Genomic DNA, 17,891 nt, shown 5'->3' with positions numbered 1-17,891 from the left:
GTTAAATAAATGAAGCCTTGATTATTCAAGGCTTTTTTATTGCTTCAATGTTTAGCCTTTTAGATTGACTGCCACTAGAAGTTAAATTTCTGAAATAATCGCTTCTTTTAGCGCAATGATACGTAGTGCATCAAGTTTTTGTCCCTTATTAGCAGAGATTAAAAAGGTGTCTTCAGCACGATTACCTAGAGTGTTAATTTTTGCATTATGCAACTGTATCTCAAGCATTAAAAACTGATGCGCTAATGTCGCGAGTAAGCCAGGGCGATCGTTTGCGATGATTTCTAGTTTGTGATTATTGTTATCAGCTTCTTGCGTAATAGTGACTTGCGCCAAAATAGGCATGTGCTTCACTTGGCGGCTGATCCGACCTTTAAGCGGTGATTCGAGTGGTTGAGTTTTATCAAGCTTTTGTGTGAGTTCTATTTCAATAAACTTTAATAAACCACTATAACTTACCGACTTACCTGATTGATCTAAAACAATAAAGCTGTCTAATGCATAGGCGTGATCAGTCGTGTAGATCTTAGCTTCTACAATGTTGTAGCCCATGCGATCAAAGAAATTACAAATCCTAGCGAATAAATCGTTTTGGTCTTTGCTGTAAATCATTACCTGAATACCGTCACCGCTAGGACTTAACCTCGCTCGAACAATTGCTTGCGTGGTATCTAGATGTGGCGTTAGTAAACGGCTATGCCAAGCGATTTCATCACTTTCATGCCGAATAAAGTAATTAGAGCCGAACTTTTCCCATAAATGCTCGTAAGAATGTTTGCTTAAGCCAAACTTATTAAGTCGCTCTGCGGCTTCTGACTTACGGATTGTAATGGCTTGTTGTACATAAAGTAATTGGTTAGCCAATGCGTGCTTGGTGGCATTGAATAGGCTTTCCAAAAGCCTTGCTTTCCACGCATTCCACACTAGTGGGCTTGTGCCTCGAATATCAGCAACAGTTAATAAATATAATGCTACTAATCGACGTTCGTTTTGAACGAAACGAGAGAATGTCTCAATTACACTAGGGTCTGACAAGTCCGATTTTTGTGCGGTAGAAGACATTTGCAAATGTGCGGCTACTAGCCACGCAACAAATGCGCTATCTACTTTTGAAAGCCCATGTAGTCTGCAAAATTTAATTGCATCAACCGTGCCAAGTGTGGAGTGGTCACCACCACGGCCTTTTGCAATGTCGTGAAATAGAGCCGCTAAGTACAGTAAATGCGGTGCATCAAACTCGGCAAATAACCTGCTGCATAATGGAAACTCGTGTTTAAGTTCTGGCTTAGCAAAGCGTCGCAGATTAGCCAATACATTGAGAATATGCTCGTCAACAGTATAAACATGGAATAAGTCATGTTGCATTTGACCAATAATTTTGCCAAATGCTGGAATGTAGCTACCTAAAATGCCATAACGGTTCATGGCGCGAAGTGCATGATTGACGCCACTTGGCTGCGAGAGGATTTCAATGAATAGCTTTTTATTAACAATGTTTTGTCTAAAATCACGATTAACTAAGCGCTTAACTCTTTGCATATTGCGCAATAATGTTGCGCCCATTCCATCGAGTTCTGGATGTTGCTGTAAAAGCAAAAATGCTTCGAAAATTGCTGATGGCTGTTGTTGCAGCAATCCTGCTGTTTTAGCTTCTAATAATTGATCGTGCGACTCAAAGTGCGCATTAATTGACTTTATGATTGGCGGATTAACGGCAATAATCTGCTGAAAAGACTTGAGCAAAATTTCGTTCATTAGGCTAACGAATTTCACGCTGCGATAGTAACTTTGCATGAGCTGTTCGCTTGCGCGTTTGCGAGGCGTGTTAACGTAACCTAGCGAATCAGCCAGTTCATTCTGAAAGTCAAATAGTAAGCGATCTTCCCGACGTTTGCTGATGAAATGCAAGCGTATGCGAAGTAGTTGTAAATTGCTTTGATGTTGTTGAATCTGTCGAGCTTCGAGCGCTGAAATAATGTTTTGCTGAGTAAGTAAGCCCCAAATATTCTTAGCTGCTGACGGACGCGCACTTGTCATGTTTATGCTTTGCGCAATCCACAATATCATATGAAGGTCGCGTAAACCGCCAGGACTTTCTTTAATATTGGGCTCTAGATTGTAAGCAGTATCGTTAAATTTGGCATGACGATTATTTTGTTCTTTTTGTTTTGCTATAAAAAAGCTGGCAATGGCATTTGGGTTGCTGAGTGAGTGATTAATTTCATCTAAAAACTTTTCATAGAAGCTATCCTCACCTGTAATTAAGCGAGATTCGATTAAATTAGTTTGTACCGTAATGTCTTTTGCTGCTTCATGAATACACTCGCTCAAGCTGCGTACGCTATGCCCAACATTTAAGCCAATATCCCACAATAAACCCACCAATGCTTCGAGTTTAATATTGTTGTCACTATGTGCTTGTAGATCTTCAGAATCGGGAATGAGTATAAGTAAGTCAATGTCAGAGTAGGGGTAGAGTTCACCACGACCATAACCACCGACTGCAATTAAGCAACAATGCTTGTCAATATTAGCTTGCTCCCAAATATTGATGAGTAAGCGATCAATCAGCTTGCAGTGTTGTTTAAATAGACGCGTGTTATTTGGCGTTTTTAGAAAGTCAGTTTTTAACGCAAGAAAGCCGTCTTTCAAATATTGCCGAAGTGCGGCAATATTATTCTTCTCAGGCATTTTTTGCGTATTTACTTGACTGTTCTTATCAACCAACAACATTTTGCTAGATTGGCTTTGGCGCAGGCTCTAGTTTTAGCACAAACTCTGGGATTGCTGGTGAGCCGCTTGACAAGGTCATTACTTCATAACCCGTTTCTGTGACTAAAATTGTATGTTCCCATTGCGCAGATAGGCTACGGTCTTTAGTGACGATAGTCCAGCCGTCTGGCATGTGTTTAATGTCACGCTTTCCCGCGTTAATCATGGGCTCAATAGTAAACATCATGCCTGTTTTGAGCACGACGCCCTGACCAGCTTTGCCATAATGTAAGACTTGAGGATCTTCATGAAAAACCTTGCCAATACCATGACCGCAAAACTCGCGCACCACGCTATAGCCACTTTTTTCAGTAAACGTTTGAATGGCAAAGCCAATATCACCTAAGGTGGCGCCAGGCTTAACCTTGCTGATACCTAGCCACATAGCTTGGTAAGTGATTTCACATAAGCGCTTAGCTTGGCTCGTCACTTCACCTACATAGAACATACGGCTTGTGTCGCCGTGATAGCCATCTTTAATCACGGTAATGTCAATATTGACGATGTCGCCATTCTTAAGCGCTTTGTCGCTGGGGACTCCATGACATATTTGCTGATTAATGGAGGTGCAAATCGACTTAGGATAAGGTCTATGTCCATCAGGCGCATAGTTAAGCGGAGCAGGGATTGCTTGTTGTACGTCAACAATGTAATCGTGACAAAGTTTGTCTAGTTGATCTGTTGTCACGCCATGTACTACGTGAGGGGTAATGAAATCAAGCACCTCTGAGGCAAGTTTGCCTGCGATGCGCATTTTTTCTATATCTTGCTGATTTTTGATTGAGATTGCCATGAACTTGCTAACTTGTGAATATTAAGCCTATTTTAGCATAGCAATTATTCATAATTTCAATTTCTAGCTAAGACTAAGGAATGTTAGTGGCGGCAGTAGCCGGCGTGCCCACAATACGCATTACTTTGGCAACATCCATGCGTAAAAGTTCGGCGATATCACGGTAATCATCTGGCAAGGCTGCATCATCCCAGCCGTTAGCAGAATGTCTTGCCAAATTTACAGCAAGAGTAACATTGCGCACACGCTGCTCGCTTGATGCGCTATCCTGCATGAGTTTGGAAAGAAGTGGCGGTAGTTGAAATGCTGCAACTAGCTCTTTTTGTAAATCTAATAATTTAAAGCCTAATACCTCTTCTTGAGCGGCTGCGCTGCGGAGTGATTTATCTGCTTGTTGCAAGGCATATATAGCATTCATTTTATCTGGCGCGAAACACCACATTAACATTTCAGATAAATCATGTAGCAATGCTGCAGTGCGTACTTCTTCGGCATGTAAATCGGCTAAATGTGTAGCCCAGTCCGCAGCAAAATGAGCGGCTTGATGCGCGCGACGGACGAGTTTAAGTAGATTCATTAAAGCTGGAAGGTTGCTTTTTAGCATGTCTTCAACCAAAATTTTAGGTGATAGATAGGTGAAAAATGACGTTGTCCCCATCATTAATATTGCCTGATCAGCCTGAGCTAAATCTTGTAGTTGTTTTTTTGCTCGATGATTTTGGGCAAAGCTTAACACTCTAAATATCATCATAGGGTCATTTAGAACGGCGGTAGAAATAGCGCGTGCGCTTTGATTATCTTCATCCTCTTTAAGGCGAGCAACTTCACGTGCAGTATGTTTAAGTACTGGGATTTCTGCATTCCTAATAAAGTTAATCCAGGTGTTAATGTCTTTTGAGGCAAGCTCTTGAGGTGTTGATGTCATTTACAATCTCCTTCAGTAACTTCATAACATACGCTAGTCAACCATTTTCATATCCAATAATAAGAGCTGCAAAAATAACGTATACCTTGCAATTGCTGCGGTCTGAATTAAAATTTAGCTACTTAATAATTGAGTTTAATATAATCGAGCCAGAATTTGTATTCAATAAGTAAATGAATAAGCTAGTAAACTCATATGCTTAGTGGTATTATTTCGCCTCTGCAATTTGGCAGAAATACATTTGAAAAAATGTAACGTTATAAATGCAGTATTAAAATTTACATACAACCCAATCAAGGGTGCCTGAAATTGAATGATTACTTTAAAGTAATCACTTGTTAATTAAGGTGTTTTTGGAGTTGTGTGAATATATAACCCTTTTGAAAAGAGAATTATTATGTCAGTCACTATGCGTGATATGTTAGAAGCCGGCGTTCACTTCGGCCATCAAACCCGTTACTGGAATCCAAAAATGGCACCGTTCATTTTCGGTGACCGCAACAAAATTCATATTGTTAACCTTGAAAAAACATTGCCATTGTTTGAAGATGCACTTAAACACGTGCGTACATTGGCTGCAAATAAAGGTCGCATCTTATTCGTTGGTACAAAGCGTCAAGCGCGTGATATCGTTAAAGAAGAAGCTAGCCGTGCTGGTTGTGCTTATGTAAATCACCGTTGGTTGGGTGGTATGTTAACTAATTTTAAAACAGTTAAACAATCTATTAAACGCCTTCATGACTTTGAAGTCATGCTAGAAGACGGTAGCTTAGAAAAATTCGGTAAAAAAGAAGCTTTAGGCTACAAGCGTGAAATTGAAAAATTAGAGCGTTCAATCGGTGGTATTAAAGAAATGGGCGGTTTGCCAGACGCTATTTTCATCATTGACGTTGGTCATGAAAGCGGTGCTATTACTGAAGCTGCTAAATTAGGTATTCCAGTGATTGGCATTGTTGATACAAACAACTCACCAGATGGCGTAGCTTTTGTTATTCCAGGTAACGATGACTCAAGCCGTGCAATTCGTTTGTATGCTCGTGGTATTGCTGATGCTGTTTTAGAAGGCCGTAACTCTGTAATTACTGAGCTTGTTAAATCAGCAAGTGAAGAGACTGCAGCAGTTGCTGAAGTTACAGCTGCGTAATTAATTGCATCTTAAAAGGGGCTTAAGAGCCCCTTTTTTAATTTTAGAACGTAACTTATTAATTTATTTTCTAAATATATAATTAAAATTTAAAATCAATAAATTAAGTCATTAAGTTAATGTGACTTAAGAAATATAGGAGCTTAAAATGGCTGAAATTACCGCAAGCATGGTAAAAGAATTACGTGAGCGCACTGATGCGCCGATGATGGATTGTAAAAAAGCATTATCTGAAGCTGAAGGCGATATGACACGTGCAGAAGAAATTCTACGTGTACGTTTTGGTAACAGAGCAAGTAAAGCGGCCGGTCGCGTCGCTGCTGAAGGTACAGTAGGAATTTCAATCAGTGCTGATGGTAAAACTGGTGCAATGGTTGAAGTTAACTCAGAAACAGATTTCTGCGCTAAAAATGAAGACTTCTTAAAATTTGTAAACGAATTAGCTAGCATTGTTGCAAACAGCACCGCGGCTGATATCGAAGCGGTAGCCGCATTACCTATGAGTGGCGCAACAGTTGAAGAAACACGCGCACAATTGGTTGGTAAAATTGGCGAAAATATTACACCACGTCGCTTTGCGCGCCCAGTTGTACAAGGGAAATTAGCTAGTTATGTTCACGGCAGCAAAATCGGCGTGTTAGTTGATTTGGTTGGCGGTGACGATAACTTAGCTAAAGATATTGCAATGCATATTGCTGCAGCTAAACCAAAATCATTAGACGCTTCAGGTATTGATGCTAGCTTGATTGAAGCGGAACGTCGTGTTGCGATTGAAAAAGCAAAAGAAGCAGGCAAACCAGAAGCGATGCTAGAAAAAATTGCTGATGGTACAGTAGCGAAATTCTTGAAAGAAGTGACTTTGTTAAGCCAAGTTTTTGTTAAAGATGACAAAATGACGATTGAGCAATTACTTAAGTCTAAAGGTGCTACAGTCGCATCATTCACAATGTTCACAGTAGGCGAGGGCATTGAGAAGGCTGTTGTTGATTACGCAGCAGAAGTTGCAGCGGCTGCAAAAGTATAAATCCACCTATGATATCAAGCTGCAGAACGCTGTTTGATTGATGAGTAGATTCAAAAATAGTGGACTAAGCGAATGGCTTAGTCCATTTTTTTTAGCAAAAAATTAAGAATAATTGCGCTTAAATTGCGCAATATAAGTAGTTTTTATGCTTAAATAAGCAAACTTTAAAAAGAGGAATATTATGGCCGCACCAGCCTACAAACGCATCTTACTTAAACTATCAGGCGAAGCTTTAATGGGCGATGATGCATATGGTATCAATCGTGCCACCATTACTCGAATTGTAACGGAAGTGAAAGAAGTTGTTGATTTAGGTGTTCAGGTTGCGGTGGTGATTGGTGGCGGAAATATATTCCGCGGCGTTGCTCCTGCGGCTGAAGGAATGGATCGAGCGACAGCTGATTACATGGGGATGCTAGCAACGGTAATGAATGCAATGGCCCTGCAAGATGCCATGAAAAATATTGGTTTAAATGCACGCGTCCAGAGTGCATTAAATATTGCACAAGTTGCCGAACCCTACATCCGCGGTAAAGCTATTCGTTATTTGGAAGAAGGGCGAGTGGTGATATTCGGTGCCGGTACAGGTAACCCATTCTTCACTACTGATACGGCAGCTGCTTTACGTGGTATGGAAATAAATGCAGAAATCGTTATTAAAGCCACGAAAGTTGATGGTATTTATACCGATGACCCAAAAACCAATCCAGAGGCAATGCGTTATAAAACCATCACTTTTGATGAAGCCATTAACAAAAACCTAAAAGTGATGGATGCAACTGCGCTGACTTTATGCCGCGATCAAAAGTTACCAATATCAGTATTTAGTATATTCAAGCAAGGTGCGCTTAAAAAAGTGGTAATGGGTGAAGATGAAGGCACAATGGTGACTCCATAGCTCATTACATCAGCAGGCATTATTAAAGATTTGAAGCTACGAAATAGTGGCTAATGTACAAAAAATTATAAGTATTAAGTTGGAGAAAGAAATGTTAGACGATATAAAAAAAACAGTAGATCAGAAAATGCTAAGATCCTTAGAGGCATTGAAAACTGATTTAGCTAAAGTACGTACAGGCAGAGCGCATACAGGCTTGCTAGATCATGTGATGGTTGAGTATTACGGCTCTATGGTTGCGGTCAATCAAGTGGCAAATGTGAATTTAGGTGACTCGCGCACAATTCACGTTCAGCCTTTTGAAAAAAGTATGATTGGTAAGGTTGAAAAAGCCATTCGTGATTGTGATTTAGGTTTAAATCCAGCTACCAATGGCGATTTAATTCGTGTGCCTATGCCTATGCTTACGGAAGAGCGCCGTCGAGACATGACAAAAATTGTGCGTTCTGAAGCAGAAAGTGCGAAAGTTTCTGTACGTAATGCTCGTCGTGAAGCCAATGACACTTTGAAAAAGTTACTAAAAGACAAAGAAATTTCTGAAGATGATGAGCGTCGTGCGCAAGATGATGTGCAAAAAGCGACAGATAAAGCTGTGTCAGAAATTGATAAAATGCTGCAAGTAAAAGAAGTTGAATTGATGGCTGTTTAAGAATAGCGAATATACCCTTGCAAACTACTTTACAATTTAAGATATTAGCTCGAATCGACAGGAGCCTCCGTGGGGTTTTTTACTAGCGCGACACAAACTATCCCGACTGCTGGTGAAATTCCTAAGCACATAGCCGTTATTATGGATGGTAATGGTCGTTGGGCTCGTAAGCGTTTTTTACCTAGAGTCGCAGGTCATAAGCGAGGGGTAGAAACAGTACGCGACCTTGTGAAATATTGCATCTCACTAAAAGTTGAATACTTAACACTTTTTGCATTTAGTAGCGAGAATTGGCGCAGACCAACAGAAGAAGTCTCATACTTGATGGAGCTGTTCATGCACGCTATTAAGCGTGAGGTTGCAAAATTACATCAAAATAATATCAAGCTTATTATGATTGGTGATCGCAGTCGTTTTGATGCGGAGCTAGTTACTCAAATTGAAGCATCTGAACAATTAACTGCAAATAATACAGGACTAGTATTAACAATTGCCGCTAACTATGGCGGCCGGTGGGATGTTTTGCAGGCTGTTAACAAGATGCAATTAGCGGCACCACAACTTACGGGCTTTTATAGAGAAGACCACCTTACTCCGTATCTTTCCTTGAGTTACGCGCCAGAACCAGATTTGTTTATACGTACTGGCGGGGAAACGCGCATTAGTAATTTTCTTTTATGGCAACTAGCTTATACCGAGTTATATTTTACGGATACATTATGGCCTGACTTCAATGAAGAGGCTTTCAATTTAGCTATCCAATCTTATCAAAATCGTGAACGTCGATTTGGCCGCACTAGCGAACAATTGATTGAACCTAAAACTTAAGTTACGCAAATCTAACTTCAAAAAACCATAACGCGCTAATTCCAACCATCAAAACTTTCCTTATGTTAAAAACTAGAGTTATCACAGCAGTCATTTTAGCCATTGGTTTCTTAATGGTATTGTTTTTAGCCTCTAAAATGGTTTGGACTTTTTTAACCCTTGCCGCAACACTAGTGGGCGTTTGGGAGTGGGCTAAACTCATTAAGCTCAATAAGCAACAAGTGCATATTTATGTAGTTTCAGTTTTAGCAATAGGTTTGATGTGGATTTTCACTATCGATACACCTTTCGCTTTGTATCACGATGTGACTGAATTAAGCATATTGAGTTTGTCTGCTTTATTTTGGATTGTATTTTCACCCATGTTGTTGATTACACGAAAAAAGATCAATCAAAAAATATTGATGGCATTTTTAGGTTTAGTGCTTTTATTGGCGACTTGGCGGGCATTAATTGGATTACATAGTATCAATCCTCGGTTGTTACTTGGTGTACTAGCAATTGTTTGGTTAGCAGACATTGCTGCATACTTCTCAGGTAAACGTTTCGGACGTCATAAACTAGCTCCTGAAATTAGCCCAGGGAAAACTTGGGAAGGCGTTGCAGGCGCAGTGCTTGCGGCAACGATTTACGGTTTAGCACTTTGTTATTACCTGCATTATAGTCGCTGGCTAATAGTTGGTTTATGGTTAATTGTCGTGCTGAGCGTTATGGGTGATTTATTCGAATCCCTATTAAAGCGCCAAGCTGGAGTTAAAGATAGTAGTCATTTATTACCAGGCCATGGCGGCGTTCTCGATAGAATTGACGGCTTAATCCCAACCTTGCCATTAGTGTTGCTCTATATTTATTACCCTTTGTTTTCAAACCTACAACTTCATGCACGCTAAAACTGTAATTCACCAAATGCAAAATGTAACGATATTAGGAGCGACTGGCACGATTGGTTTGCAAACGTTAAATGTAATTTCCCAACATCCAGAACGGTTTAGCGTATTTGCTTTAGCTGCTAATAGCAACGTTAAGTCAATGTTGGCGTTATGTAATAAATATGCCCCAAAATATGCGGTGATGTTGCAAGAAACTGCTGCAATAGAGTTAAGTATAGAACTAAAAAATATAGACTCTAAAACTGTTGTAAGACATGGTGAAACTGCTTTAAATGAAATCTCCGCGCATGAGCAAGTAGATATCGTCATGGCGGCCATTGTAGGCGCGGCAGGCCTGCACCCAGCGATGGCTGCGGCAAAAGCTGGTAAACGCATTTTGCTTGCTAATAAAGAGACCTTAGTCATGGCTGGCAATTTATTTATGCAAGCGGTGATTGATGGCGGCGCTAGTTTATTACCTATTGATAGTGAACATAACGCAATATTTCAGGTAATGCCACAACAGCGTACAAAAAACTTGTCAAATGCATCGTTAAACAGCTTAGGTGTGAAACGTGTTTTGTTAACCGCATCTGGCGGACCTTTCCGCAATGCGAGTTTACAAGAGCTAAAAAATGTGACTCGTGCGCAAGCGTTAAATCATCCGAACTGGGTCATGGGGCCTAAGATTTCCATTGATTCGGCCACTATGATGAACAAGGGTTTGGAAGTAATTGAAGCTCATTGGCTATTCAATGCATTACCAAATCAAATAGACGTGGTGGTGCATCCACAAAGCGTGATTCATTCTATGGTTGAATATGTTGACGGAAGTGTTCTGGCACAACTCGGTAATCCTGATATGCGCACACCCATTGCCTATGGCTTAGGCTACCCAGAACGACTTGTTAGCGGTGTGAGTAGTTTAGATTTGTTAACAACGGCTAGATTAGATTTCTGTGCGCCGGATTTAATTCGGTTTCCATGCCTACGCGTCGCCTATGAAGCTTTAAATCTGGGCGGCACTGCGCCAGCAATTTTGAATGCGGCCAATGAAATTGCGGTTGAAGCTTTTCTTGCTGAAAAAATTGGCTTTATGGATATTCCTAACACCATTGAAGCCGTTTTGACAGCCTCTAGTATTGAACAAGTTGAATCGATTGAGCAGTTGGTGGCTGTCGATGCGCTGGCGCGATTGGCAACTAGGAAGCAAATTAGCACATTATGATAATGGCGCTTACCTTTTTGTTAACCATGAGTATATTGGTGACGGTTCATGAGTACGGTCATTATCAAATGGCTAAGTGGTGCGGTGTGAGAATAATAAAATTTTCAGTCGGTTTTGGTAAGCCACTATGGACTAAGCCGTTTGGAAAAGATAAAACCGAGTTTGTGATCGCCGCAATTCCATTAGGCGGTTATGTGAAAATGTTAGATGAACGAGAGATGGCTGCCGAGTCAACTTTAGAGTCACCAGCGATAAACTATTCAGAAGCAGAGTTGAAACATGCATTCAATCGACAATCAGTAGCTAAGCGAATCGCCATAGTGCTGGCTGGGCCAATGGCTAATTTATTGCTAGCCATTAGTTTATATTGGATATTGTTTATGATGGGTATCGTTGGCATAAAGCCGACGCTAGGGGAAGTGATTGCAGAAAGTCCTGCGGCAGTTGCAAAATTTCAATATGGTGAAACTATACAAAAGATTAATGAAAAAAATGTCGTTTCTTGGCAAGACGCCAGCTGGATACTTTTAAATGAGTCTCTGAAAAATAATATTGTAGAAGTTACCACATTAAATAGCAGTCAAGAAACTGTTACGCATTTACTTGATTTATCTGGTGTTAATCAAGAGGCTGCGGCTAATGATATGTTAACTACATCCGGCTTCACGATTAGTCAACCAAATATTCCGGCAAAAATAGGTGAAGTCATTAAAGGCGGTATCGCCGATTTGGCTGGTTTAAAGGCGGATGACCTGGTGTTAAGGGTTAATAAAACCAAAATCAGCGTGTGGGAAGATTTTGTACAAGTAGTAAGGAATAATCCTAATAAAAAATTAGAGGTTGAGGTTCTAAGAAATGCAAATGTGATAAATCTTTCGCTTGAACCAGAATCATTTACTGAAAAGGGTAAAACACTGGGTCGCATCGGAGTTGCATTCAGCTTGGATCAAGCTGAAAAGGATAAACTTTTTGTTACTACTCATTACAGTGTATCTGCTGCGCTGATTAAAGCCACTCAAAAAACTTGGGATATCTCATTGTTTACATTGAAAATGTTAGGGCAAATGATCACAGGAAAAATCTCACTAAAAGGTGTAAGCGGACCATTAACAATTGCCAGTTACGCTGGACAGAGTGCTCAAATGGGATTGAATGTGTTTTTAGGGTTTTTAGCGCTAATTAGCATTAGTATTGGGGTATTGAATCTATTGCCTATACCAGTATTAGATGGCGGACATTTGATGTATTATATAGTTGAAATTTTTACTGGAAAACCGACTTCTGATTTCGCCTTGAATATTGGGCAAAGAGTTGGTTTTTTTCTGCTAGGCTGTATGATGATCTTAGCATTTTATAACGACATAACCAGATTAATAACAGGCTGATTGCATGGCATTAAAAAAATTAAAAAACTCAAAAAAATTAGACCATACTTTCAAAAGTATTAAAGTTAAGTCTATTCTAATGTTAGTTTCTGGATTGTTTGCAAATTCAGCATTGGCACTTGAACCCTTTGTTGTAAAAGATATCCGCGTAGAAGGTTTGCAACGTACCGACGCTGGTACAGTATTTACTTATCTGCCAGTTAAAGTTGGCGAAACTATGGATGATGACCTTGCTTCACAGGCGATCAAATCCCTATATAACACTGGTTTTTTTAAGGATGTCCGTATTGAGGCTGAAGGTGATGTTCTAGTTGTGACTGTGCAAGAACGCTCTTCCATTGCACAAATCGATTTAAGTGGTAATAAATCATTCCCTACAGACAAAATGAAAGAAGGCTTGAAGCAAATTGGTATTGCTGAAGGTCAAATTTTTGATAAATCACAATTAGATCGAGCCGAGCAAGAAATTAAGCGTCAATATCTTTCTCAAGGTAAATATGGAGCAACGGTTAAAGCGGTTGTCTCACCATTAGAACGTAATCGCGTAGCTGTGCGTTTTGACATTGAAGAGGGCGCAGTTTCTAAGATTCGTAGCATCAATATTATCGGCAATCAAGCTTTTAGCATGGATGATTTACGCGCTGAGTTTTTACTAACTACGCCTAACTGGATGAGTTGGTGGAATAAAGATGACCAGTATTCCAAACAAAAGCTTAACGCAGACCTTGAAGCACTTCGTTCTTTTTATTTAAATCGCGGTTATCTTGAATTTAATATCGACTCCACACAGGTTTCAATTACCCCAGACAAAAAAGATATTTACATTACAGTTAATGTGACTGAAGGCGAAAAGTATACGATTTCAGAAGTGAAACTCGCTGGTGATACCATTGTGCCTGATACTGAAATACAGCAATTAATCACAGTTAAAAAGGGCGATACATTCAGCCGTGAAAAAATTACAGAATCCAGCAAAGCAATCAGCGATAGATTAAGCAATGATGGTTATGCATTTTCAAATGTTAACCCTGTGCCTGAGGTCAATAAAGAAGAACATACTGCCGCATTTACCTTTTTCGTAGATCCTGGTAAACGAGTGTATGTTCGACGTATTAATATCGCTGGCAATATTAGAACTCGTGATGAAGTACTACGTCGTGAAGTGCGTCAGCTAGAGTCTGCATGGTATGCTTCTGATAAGATTAATCGTTCAAAAGAGCGTTTAGTGCGTACAGATTACTTTTCTGACGTAAATGTTGAAACACCTGCCGTAGCAGGCACTACAGATCAAGTCGATTTGAATATTAGCGTTACCGAAAAGTCTACAGGTAGCATTCAGTTTGGTGCTGGCTTATCAAGTAATGAAGGTGTTGTATTTGGCATTACTGTTAATCAGAATAACTTTCTGGGCACAGGTAACCGTGTAAGTGCACAAGTTAATACAGGTAAGGTCAATACTACCTATTCACTCTCTTATACTGACCCATATTTCACGCCAGATGGTGTGAGTCGAGGCTTCGATATTTATCGCCGAGACGTTAATACTAGTTCGTTAAGTGTCGCAACTTATAATACGTCATCCTATGGCGGTGGTGTTCGATTCGGTATTCCATTAAATGAACGTGATGGTATTAACTTTGGATTAGCTGCAGATTTTACAAAAATTGATTTAACGTCAGAGAGCCCGCAGCAATACATAGATTTTTGTGGCACTGCTTCTGGCTGTACGAGCAACTCCATCGTAGCCTCTGGCGGATGGGCGCACGATACACGTGACAGTATTTTGTTTACCAATAATGGTGTTTTACAAAAACTAACCGCAGAAATTTCATTACCAGTATTAGATTTGAATTACTACAAGCTTGACTATAAACAAGCATGGTTCAAAAATGTGTATAAAGACTATACTTTTATGTTGAATGGTGAAATTGGATATGCTGATTCATACGGTAATAAAAACTACCCATTCTTCAAGAATTATTTCTTAGGTGGTGTGAATTCAGTTCGCGGCTATGACAATGGATCACTTGGGCCTAAAGGTGTTGATACATCAGGCAGCGACTTCTCACTTGGTGGCACGAAACGTCTTTTAGGTAATGCTGAATTGTTTCTACCAGTGCCTGGTTTAAAAGATTCTAAACAATTTAGATTAAGTGCTTTCTTTGATGGTGGTAATGTATGGGGATCAGATACAGCTTATGATCTGGGCGATTTACGTTATTCAACTGGTCTTGGAATTAGCTGGCTGTCACCATTTGGACCTCTAAAACTTATTTATGCTAAACCATTGAACAGTAAACCAACTGATACAACTCAAAGCATACAGTTCCAATTGGGCTCTCAATTCTAAGTTATTAGAATTCTAGCTATCAGTCTGGAAAATCGTGATGTAGTGTTGTTAGGCCTTGTGGCATAATATTAATAATAAATAAAAGTGGCAGTTTTAGGAGATTTAAGTGAGTAGTATCTTAAAAAAATTATTGATAGCAAGTCTAATGACTATTGCTTTGAGTGTAGAAGCTGCCGAGTTAAAGGTAGGTTATGTGCAAGTTGACAAAATTCTACAAGAGGCACCACAAACAGCTGAAAGTGGTAAAAAGTTGGAGAGGGAGTTTAGTCCGCGTTCACAAGAGTTAGACCGCATGGCTAAACAAATCAAAGATTTAGAATCTGCACTTGATAAAGATGGATTAACCATTACAGAAGCTGATCGTCGCAGTAAAGAGCGCGACGTGCAAAACATTAAAACAGAGTTCCAACGTAAGCAACGTGAGTTACGCGAAGACATCAATTTACGTAAAAACGAAGAGTTAGGCAGCTTACAAGATCGCATAAACAAGGCTGTACAATCAGTCGCTAAAGCTGAGAACTATGATTTAGTCATGTACAGTGGCGTGGCTTATGCTGCAGATAAAATTGACATTACTGATAAGGTTTTAAAGATGTTAGGTAAAAAATAAATTAATCAAATTTTTGATCACTATAAGTAATTTTTAGGGCAATAGTTATGGGTAAAAATTACACTCTTAGTGATATCGTTGATGAGTTAGGTGGTCGGATTATCGGTGATAATTCGACCATTATTTCACGTGTCTCCTCTCTACAAAATGCCAGTTCTGGTGATATTTGCTTCATTAATGATGCTAAATATTTAAAAGTGCTGGCAGCCAGCCAAGCCAGTGCATTTATTTTAAGGGAAAACGACGCTGAGTTAACTTCACTGCCAAGAATTATCGTGGAAAATCCTTATGCATACTTTGCTAAGGTATCTGCTTTTTTAAATCCACCTGTAAAATACTTATTGGGCATCGCACCAACTGCTGTTGTTGATGCAAGTTCTACTGTTCCAGATTCTTGTAGTGTTTCTGCATTAGTTGCGATTGGTGCCAATGTGGTGCTAGGGGAAAATGTTTTCATTGGCATTGGTTGCGTAATTGAAAATGACGTAAAAATTGCCGATAATACCCGCTTGGAGCCTAACGTCACGGTTAAACACCATTGTAATATTGGAAAAAACTGTCATATTTTTTCTGGCGCAGTGATTGGGTCAGATGGGTTTGGATATGCAGAAGAAGCTGGTCGTTGGCTAAAAATTCCACAAGTTGGGCGGGTCATCATTCATGATTATGTTGATATAGGCGCCAATACTACGATTGACCGTGGTGCATTAGATGATACGGTTATTGAAGAGGGAGTTAAGATCGACAACCTCATTCAAATTGGCCACAACTGCGTGATTGGTGCACACACGGTCATTGCTGGATGTACGGGTATCGCTGGTAGTGCAAAAATTGGTAAGCATTGTAAGATTGGCGGTGCTGCAATGATTTTGGGACATTTGGATATTGCAGATCATGTCACAATCTCCCCTGGCAGTATGATTACACGTTCATTGACTACGGCGGATACCTACACAGCGCTGATGCCATTCCAAACACACAAAGCATGGCTTAATACGGCAGCAAAAATTCGTCATTTAGATGACCTATCAGATAAAATTAAACAGCTTGAAAAAGCCCTAGCTCTGTTAAAATCTAACAATTAACCACTATAAGAAATATAATCTTCATTCTTAAGAAGCATAATCCATCAGAAGTAAGTTGAGACAATAATGACAATTAATATCGAATCTACCAGCATGGATATCCATGAAATCCTTGAACATCTGCCTCACCGTTATCCTTTTGTATTAATTGATCGTATTGTTTCAATGGAATTGGGTAAAGAAATCACCGCGTTAAAGAATGTGACTATTAACGAGCCTTTCTTTCCTGGACATTTTCCGCACCATCCTGTTATGCCCGGCGTGTTAATCGTAGAGGCGATGGCGCAAGCTGCTGCAGTATTATCTTTCAAGACAATGGGTGCAAAACCGAGTGATGATTCAGTTTATTATTTTGCGGGTATTGATAGTGCGCGCTTTAAAAAGCCAGTATCACCTGGTGACCAAATCATTTTAAACGTTAAGATTGACCGTATATTAAAAGGCATTTGGAAGTACTCTGGAGTAGCACGTGTAGATGGTGAAGTGGTTGCCGAAGCACAAATGATGTGTATCTTAAAAGCAATAGAGAAAAAAGAAAAATAAGCGATGTCAGTATTAAAAATCCATCCAACGGCTATTATTGATGCCACGGCAGAACTTGATTCTAGTGTAGAAATTGGCCCATATTCTATTATTGGCGCGAAAGTCAGAATTGATTCGGGTACGCGTGTAGCTGGTCATGTGATTATTAATGGCCCAACAACCATTGGAAAAAACAATCACATATTTCAATACTCATCGCTAGGTGAAGCACCACAAGATAAAAAATATCGAGATGAGCCAACCTTATTAGAGATTGGTGATAACAACACTATTCGCGAATTTTGCACGTTTAATCGCGGCACAATTCAAGATAAAGGCACAACTAAAATTGGCAGTGACAATTGGATTATGGCCTACGTGCATATTGCGCATGACTGTGATGTTGGCAATCACACGATCCTCGCGAACAACTCATCACTGGCTGGCCACGTAGATATTCACGACCATGCAATATTGGGTGGCTTCACACTGATTCACCAATTTTGTAAAGTTGGCTCGCATGTAATTACTGCTGTCGGTTCGGTTGTGTTCAAAGATATTCCTCCTTACGTCACAGCGGCAGGTTATGACGCTAAGCCACACGGCATTAATGCTGAGGGCTTGAAGCGTCGCGGCTTTAGTGCCGACAGCATCTTGCAAATCAAACGTGCGTATAAAGCTTTATATCGCAATGGTCTTACTTTAGATGAAGCAAAAATTGAACTAGCTACAATGCAAGCAACAACTCCCGAAATCAGCTTGCTGACTGATTTCTTGAATGTCTCAACGCGCGGCATCGTCCGTTAATT

General features: G+C 39.9%; 16 protein-coding genes. 13 read left to right on the top strand and 3 right to left on the bottom strand.

Going from position 1 to position 17,891, the window contains the following annotated elements; all coding sequences use genetic code 11:
• Positions 1-81: 81 nt before the first annotated feature.
• The 3 genes from PSV17_RS08155 to PSV17_RS08145 form a co-directional block, all read right to left on the bottom strand.
• On the bottom strand, positions 82-2,733 hold the full coding sequence (locus PSV17_RS08155; RefSeq protein ID WP_300481408.1) for a [protein-PII] uridylyltransferase: 2,652 nt from the start codon (positions 2,731-2,733) through the stop codon (positions 82-84).
• A gap of 4 nt (positions 2,734-2,737) precedes the next feature.
• Positions 2,738-3,565, bottom strand: a complete 828-nt coding sequence (gene map, locus PSV17_RS08150; protein ID WP_300481406.1) for a type I methionyl aminopeptidase — start codon at positions 3,563-3,565, stop codon at positions 2,738-2,740.
• 73 nt (positions 3,566-3,638) lie between these two features.
• Positions 3,639-4,490, bottom strand: coding sequence for an HDOD domain-containing protein (locus PSV17_RS08145; RefSeq protein WP_300481404.1), 852 nt, complete (start codon positions 4,488-4,490; stop codon positions 3,639-3,641).
• Positions 4,491-4,887: 397 nt separating this feature from the next.
• On the opposite strand from PSV17_RS08145, the gene rpsB reads away from it, so the two are divergent.
• The 13 genes from rpsB (at position 4,888) to lpxA (ending at position 17,889) form a co-directional block, all read left to right on the top strand.
• Entirely contained in the window at positions 4,888-5,634 is a 747-nt protein-coding gene (rpsB, locus tag PSV17_RS08140; protein WP_300481402.1) for a 30S ribosomal protein S2, read from the top strand.
• Between the two features lie 148 nt (positions 5,635-5,782).
• Entirely contained in the window at positions 5,783-6,658 is an 876-nt protein-coding gene (gene tsf, locus PSV17_RS08135; protein ID WP_300481400.1) for a translation elongation factor Ts, read from the top strand.
• A 181-nt stretch (positions 6,659-6,839) separates the two neighbouring features.
• Positions 6,840-7,556 (top strand): UMP kinase, encoded by a 717-nt coding sequence (pyrH, locus tag PSV17_RS08130; protein WP_300481397.1) that lies wholly within the window; start codon positions 6,840-6,842, stop codon positions 7,554-7,556.
• Between the two features lie 91 nt (positions 7,557-7,647).
• A complete protein-coding gene (gene frr, locus PSV17_RS08125) occupies positions 7,648-8,205 on the top strand; it encodes a ribosome recycling factor (RefSeq protein ID WP_300481396.1) in 558 nt (185 codons plus the stop codon).
• Between the two features lie 69 nt (positions 8,206-8,274).
• Complete coding sequence (locus PSV17_RS08120; RefSeq protein WP_300481393.1) at positions 8,275-9,033, top strand: isoprenyl transferase; 759 nt, start codon at positions 8,275-8,277, stop codon at positions 9,031-9,033.
• A gap of 62 nt (positions 9,034-9,095) precedes the next feature.
• Entirely contained in the window at positions 9,096-9,923 is an 828-nt protein-coding gene (locus PSV17_RS08115; protein WP_300481391.1) for a phosphatidate cytidylyltransferase, read from the top strand.
• Positions 9,913-11,130, top strand: coding sequence for a 1-deoxy-D-xylulose-5-phosphate reductoisomerase (gene ispC, locus PSV17_RS08110; protein ID WP_300481388.1), 1,218 nt, complete (start codon positions 9,913-9,915; stop codon positions 11,128-11,130). The genes PSV17_RS08115 and ispC overlap by 11 nt, the downstream gene beginning before the upstream one ends.
• A 2-nt stretch (positions 11,131-11,132) precedes the next feature.
• Complete coding sequence (rseP, locus tag PSV17_RS08105) at positions 11,133-12,515, top strand: RIP metalloprotease RseP (protein WP_366910500.1); 1,383 nt, start codon at positions 11,133-11,135, stop codon at positions 12,513-12,515.
• A 4-nt stretch (positions 12,516-12,519) separates the two neighbouring features.
• Positions 12,520-14,865: an outer membrane protein assembly factor BamA gene (gene bamA, locus PSV17_RS08100; RefSeq protein ID WP_300481384.1), complete on the top strand. Its 2,346-nt coding sequence runs from the start codon at positions 12,520-12,522 to the stop codon at positions 14,863-14,865.
• A gap of 106 nt (positions 14,866-14,971) precedes the next feature.
• The gene (locus tag PSV17_RS08095) at positions 14,972-15,475 is read left to right on the top strand and encodes an OmpH family outer membrane protein (RefSeq protein ID WP_300481383.1); all 504 of its coding nucleotides are present in this window, start codon (positions 14,972-14,974) and stop codon (positions 15,473-15,475) included.
• Between the two features lie 47 nt (positions 15,476-15,522).
• Complete coding sequence (gene lpxD, locus PSV17_RS08090) at positions 15,523-16,560, top strand: UDP-3-O-(3-hydroxymyristoyl)glucosamine N-acyltransferase (protein ID WP_300481381.1); 1,038 nt, start codon at positions 15,523-15,525, stop codon at positions 16,558-16,560.
• A gap of 66 nt (positions 16,561-16,626) precedes the next feature.
• Positions 16,627-17,103, top strand: coding sequence for a 3-hydroxyacyl-ACP dehydratase FabZ (gene fabZ / locus PSV17_RS08085; RefSeq protein WP_300481379.1), 477 nt, complete (start codon positions 16,627-16,629; stop codon positions 17,101-17,103).
• A gap of 3 nt (positions 17,104-17,106) precedes the next feature.
• Positions 17,107-17,889, top strand: a complete 783-nt coding sequence (lpxA, locus tag PSV17_RS08080) for an acyl-ACP--UDP-N-acetylglucosamine O-acyltransferase (RefSeq protein WP_300481377.1) — start codon at positions 17,107-17,109, stop codon at positions 17,887-17,889.
• Positions 17,890-17,891 lie beyond the last annotated feature (2 nt).

It is taken from the genome of Methylotenera sp. (assembly GCF_029946165.1).
In the GTDB taxonomy this organism is placed as follows: domain Bacteria; phylum Pseudomonadota; class Gammaproteobacteria; order Burkholderiales; family Methylophilaceae; genus Methylotenera.
The sequence above is the reverse complement of the archived record's forward strand: the minus strand, read 5'-3'. Positions and strand labels throughout refer to the sequence as shown.

Coding starts and splice junctions, on each gene's coding strand:
- map (WP_300481406.1), bottom strand. CDS start 3,565: ATGGCAATCTCAATCAAAAATCAGCAAGATATAGAAAAAATGCGCATC.
- PSV17_RS08115 (WP_300481391.1), top strand. CDS start 9,096: ATGTTAAAAACTAGAGTTATCACAGCAGTCATTTTAGCCATTGGTTTC.
- PSV17_RS08145 (WP_300481404.1), bottom strand. CDS start 4,490: ATGACATCAACACCTCAAGAGCTTGCCTCAAAAGACATTAACACCTGG.
- ispC (WP_300481388.1), top strand. CDS start 9,913: ATGCACGCTAAAACTGTAATTCACCAAATGCAAAATGTAACGATATTA.
- frr (WP_300481396.1), top strand. CDS start 7,648: ATGTTAGACGATATAAAAAAAACAGTAGATCAGAAAATGCTAAGATCC.
- tsf (WP_300481400.1), top strand. CDS start 5,783: ATGGCTGAAATTACCGCAAGCATGGTAAAAGAATTACGTGAGCGCACT.
- rpsB (WP_300481402.1), top strand. CDS start 4,888: ATGTCAGTCACTATGCGTGATATGTTAGAAGCCGGCGTTCACTTCGGC.
- lpxA (WP_300481377.1), top strand. CDS start 17,107: ATGTCAGTATTAAAAATCCATCCAACGGCTATTATTGATGCCACGGCA.
- rseP (WP_366910500.1), top strand. CDS start 11,133: ATGGCGCTTACCTTTTTGTTAACCATGAGTATATTGGTGACGGTTCAT.
- PSV17_RS08155 (WP_300481408.1), bottom strand. CDS start 2,733: ATGTTGTTGGTTGATAAGAACAGTCAAGTAAATACGCAAAAAATGCCT.
- fabZ (WP_300481379.1), top strand. CDS start 16,627: ATGACAATTAATATCGAATCTACCAGCATGGATATCCATGAAATCCTT.
- pyrH (WP_300481397.1), top strand. CDS start 6,840: ATGGCCGCACCAGCCTACAAACGCATCTTACTTAAACTATCAGGCGAA.
- bamA (WP_300481384.1), top strand. CDS start 12,520: ATGGCATTAAAAAAATTAAAAAACTCAAAAAAATTAGACCATACTTTC.
- lpxD (WP_300481381.1), top strand. CDS start 15,523: ATGGGTAAAAATTACACTCTTAGTGATATCGTTGATGAGTTAGGTGGT.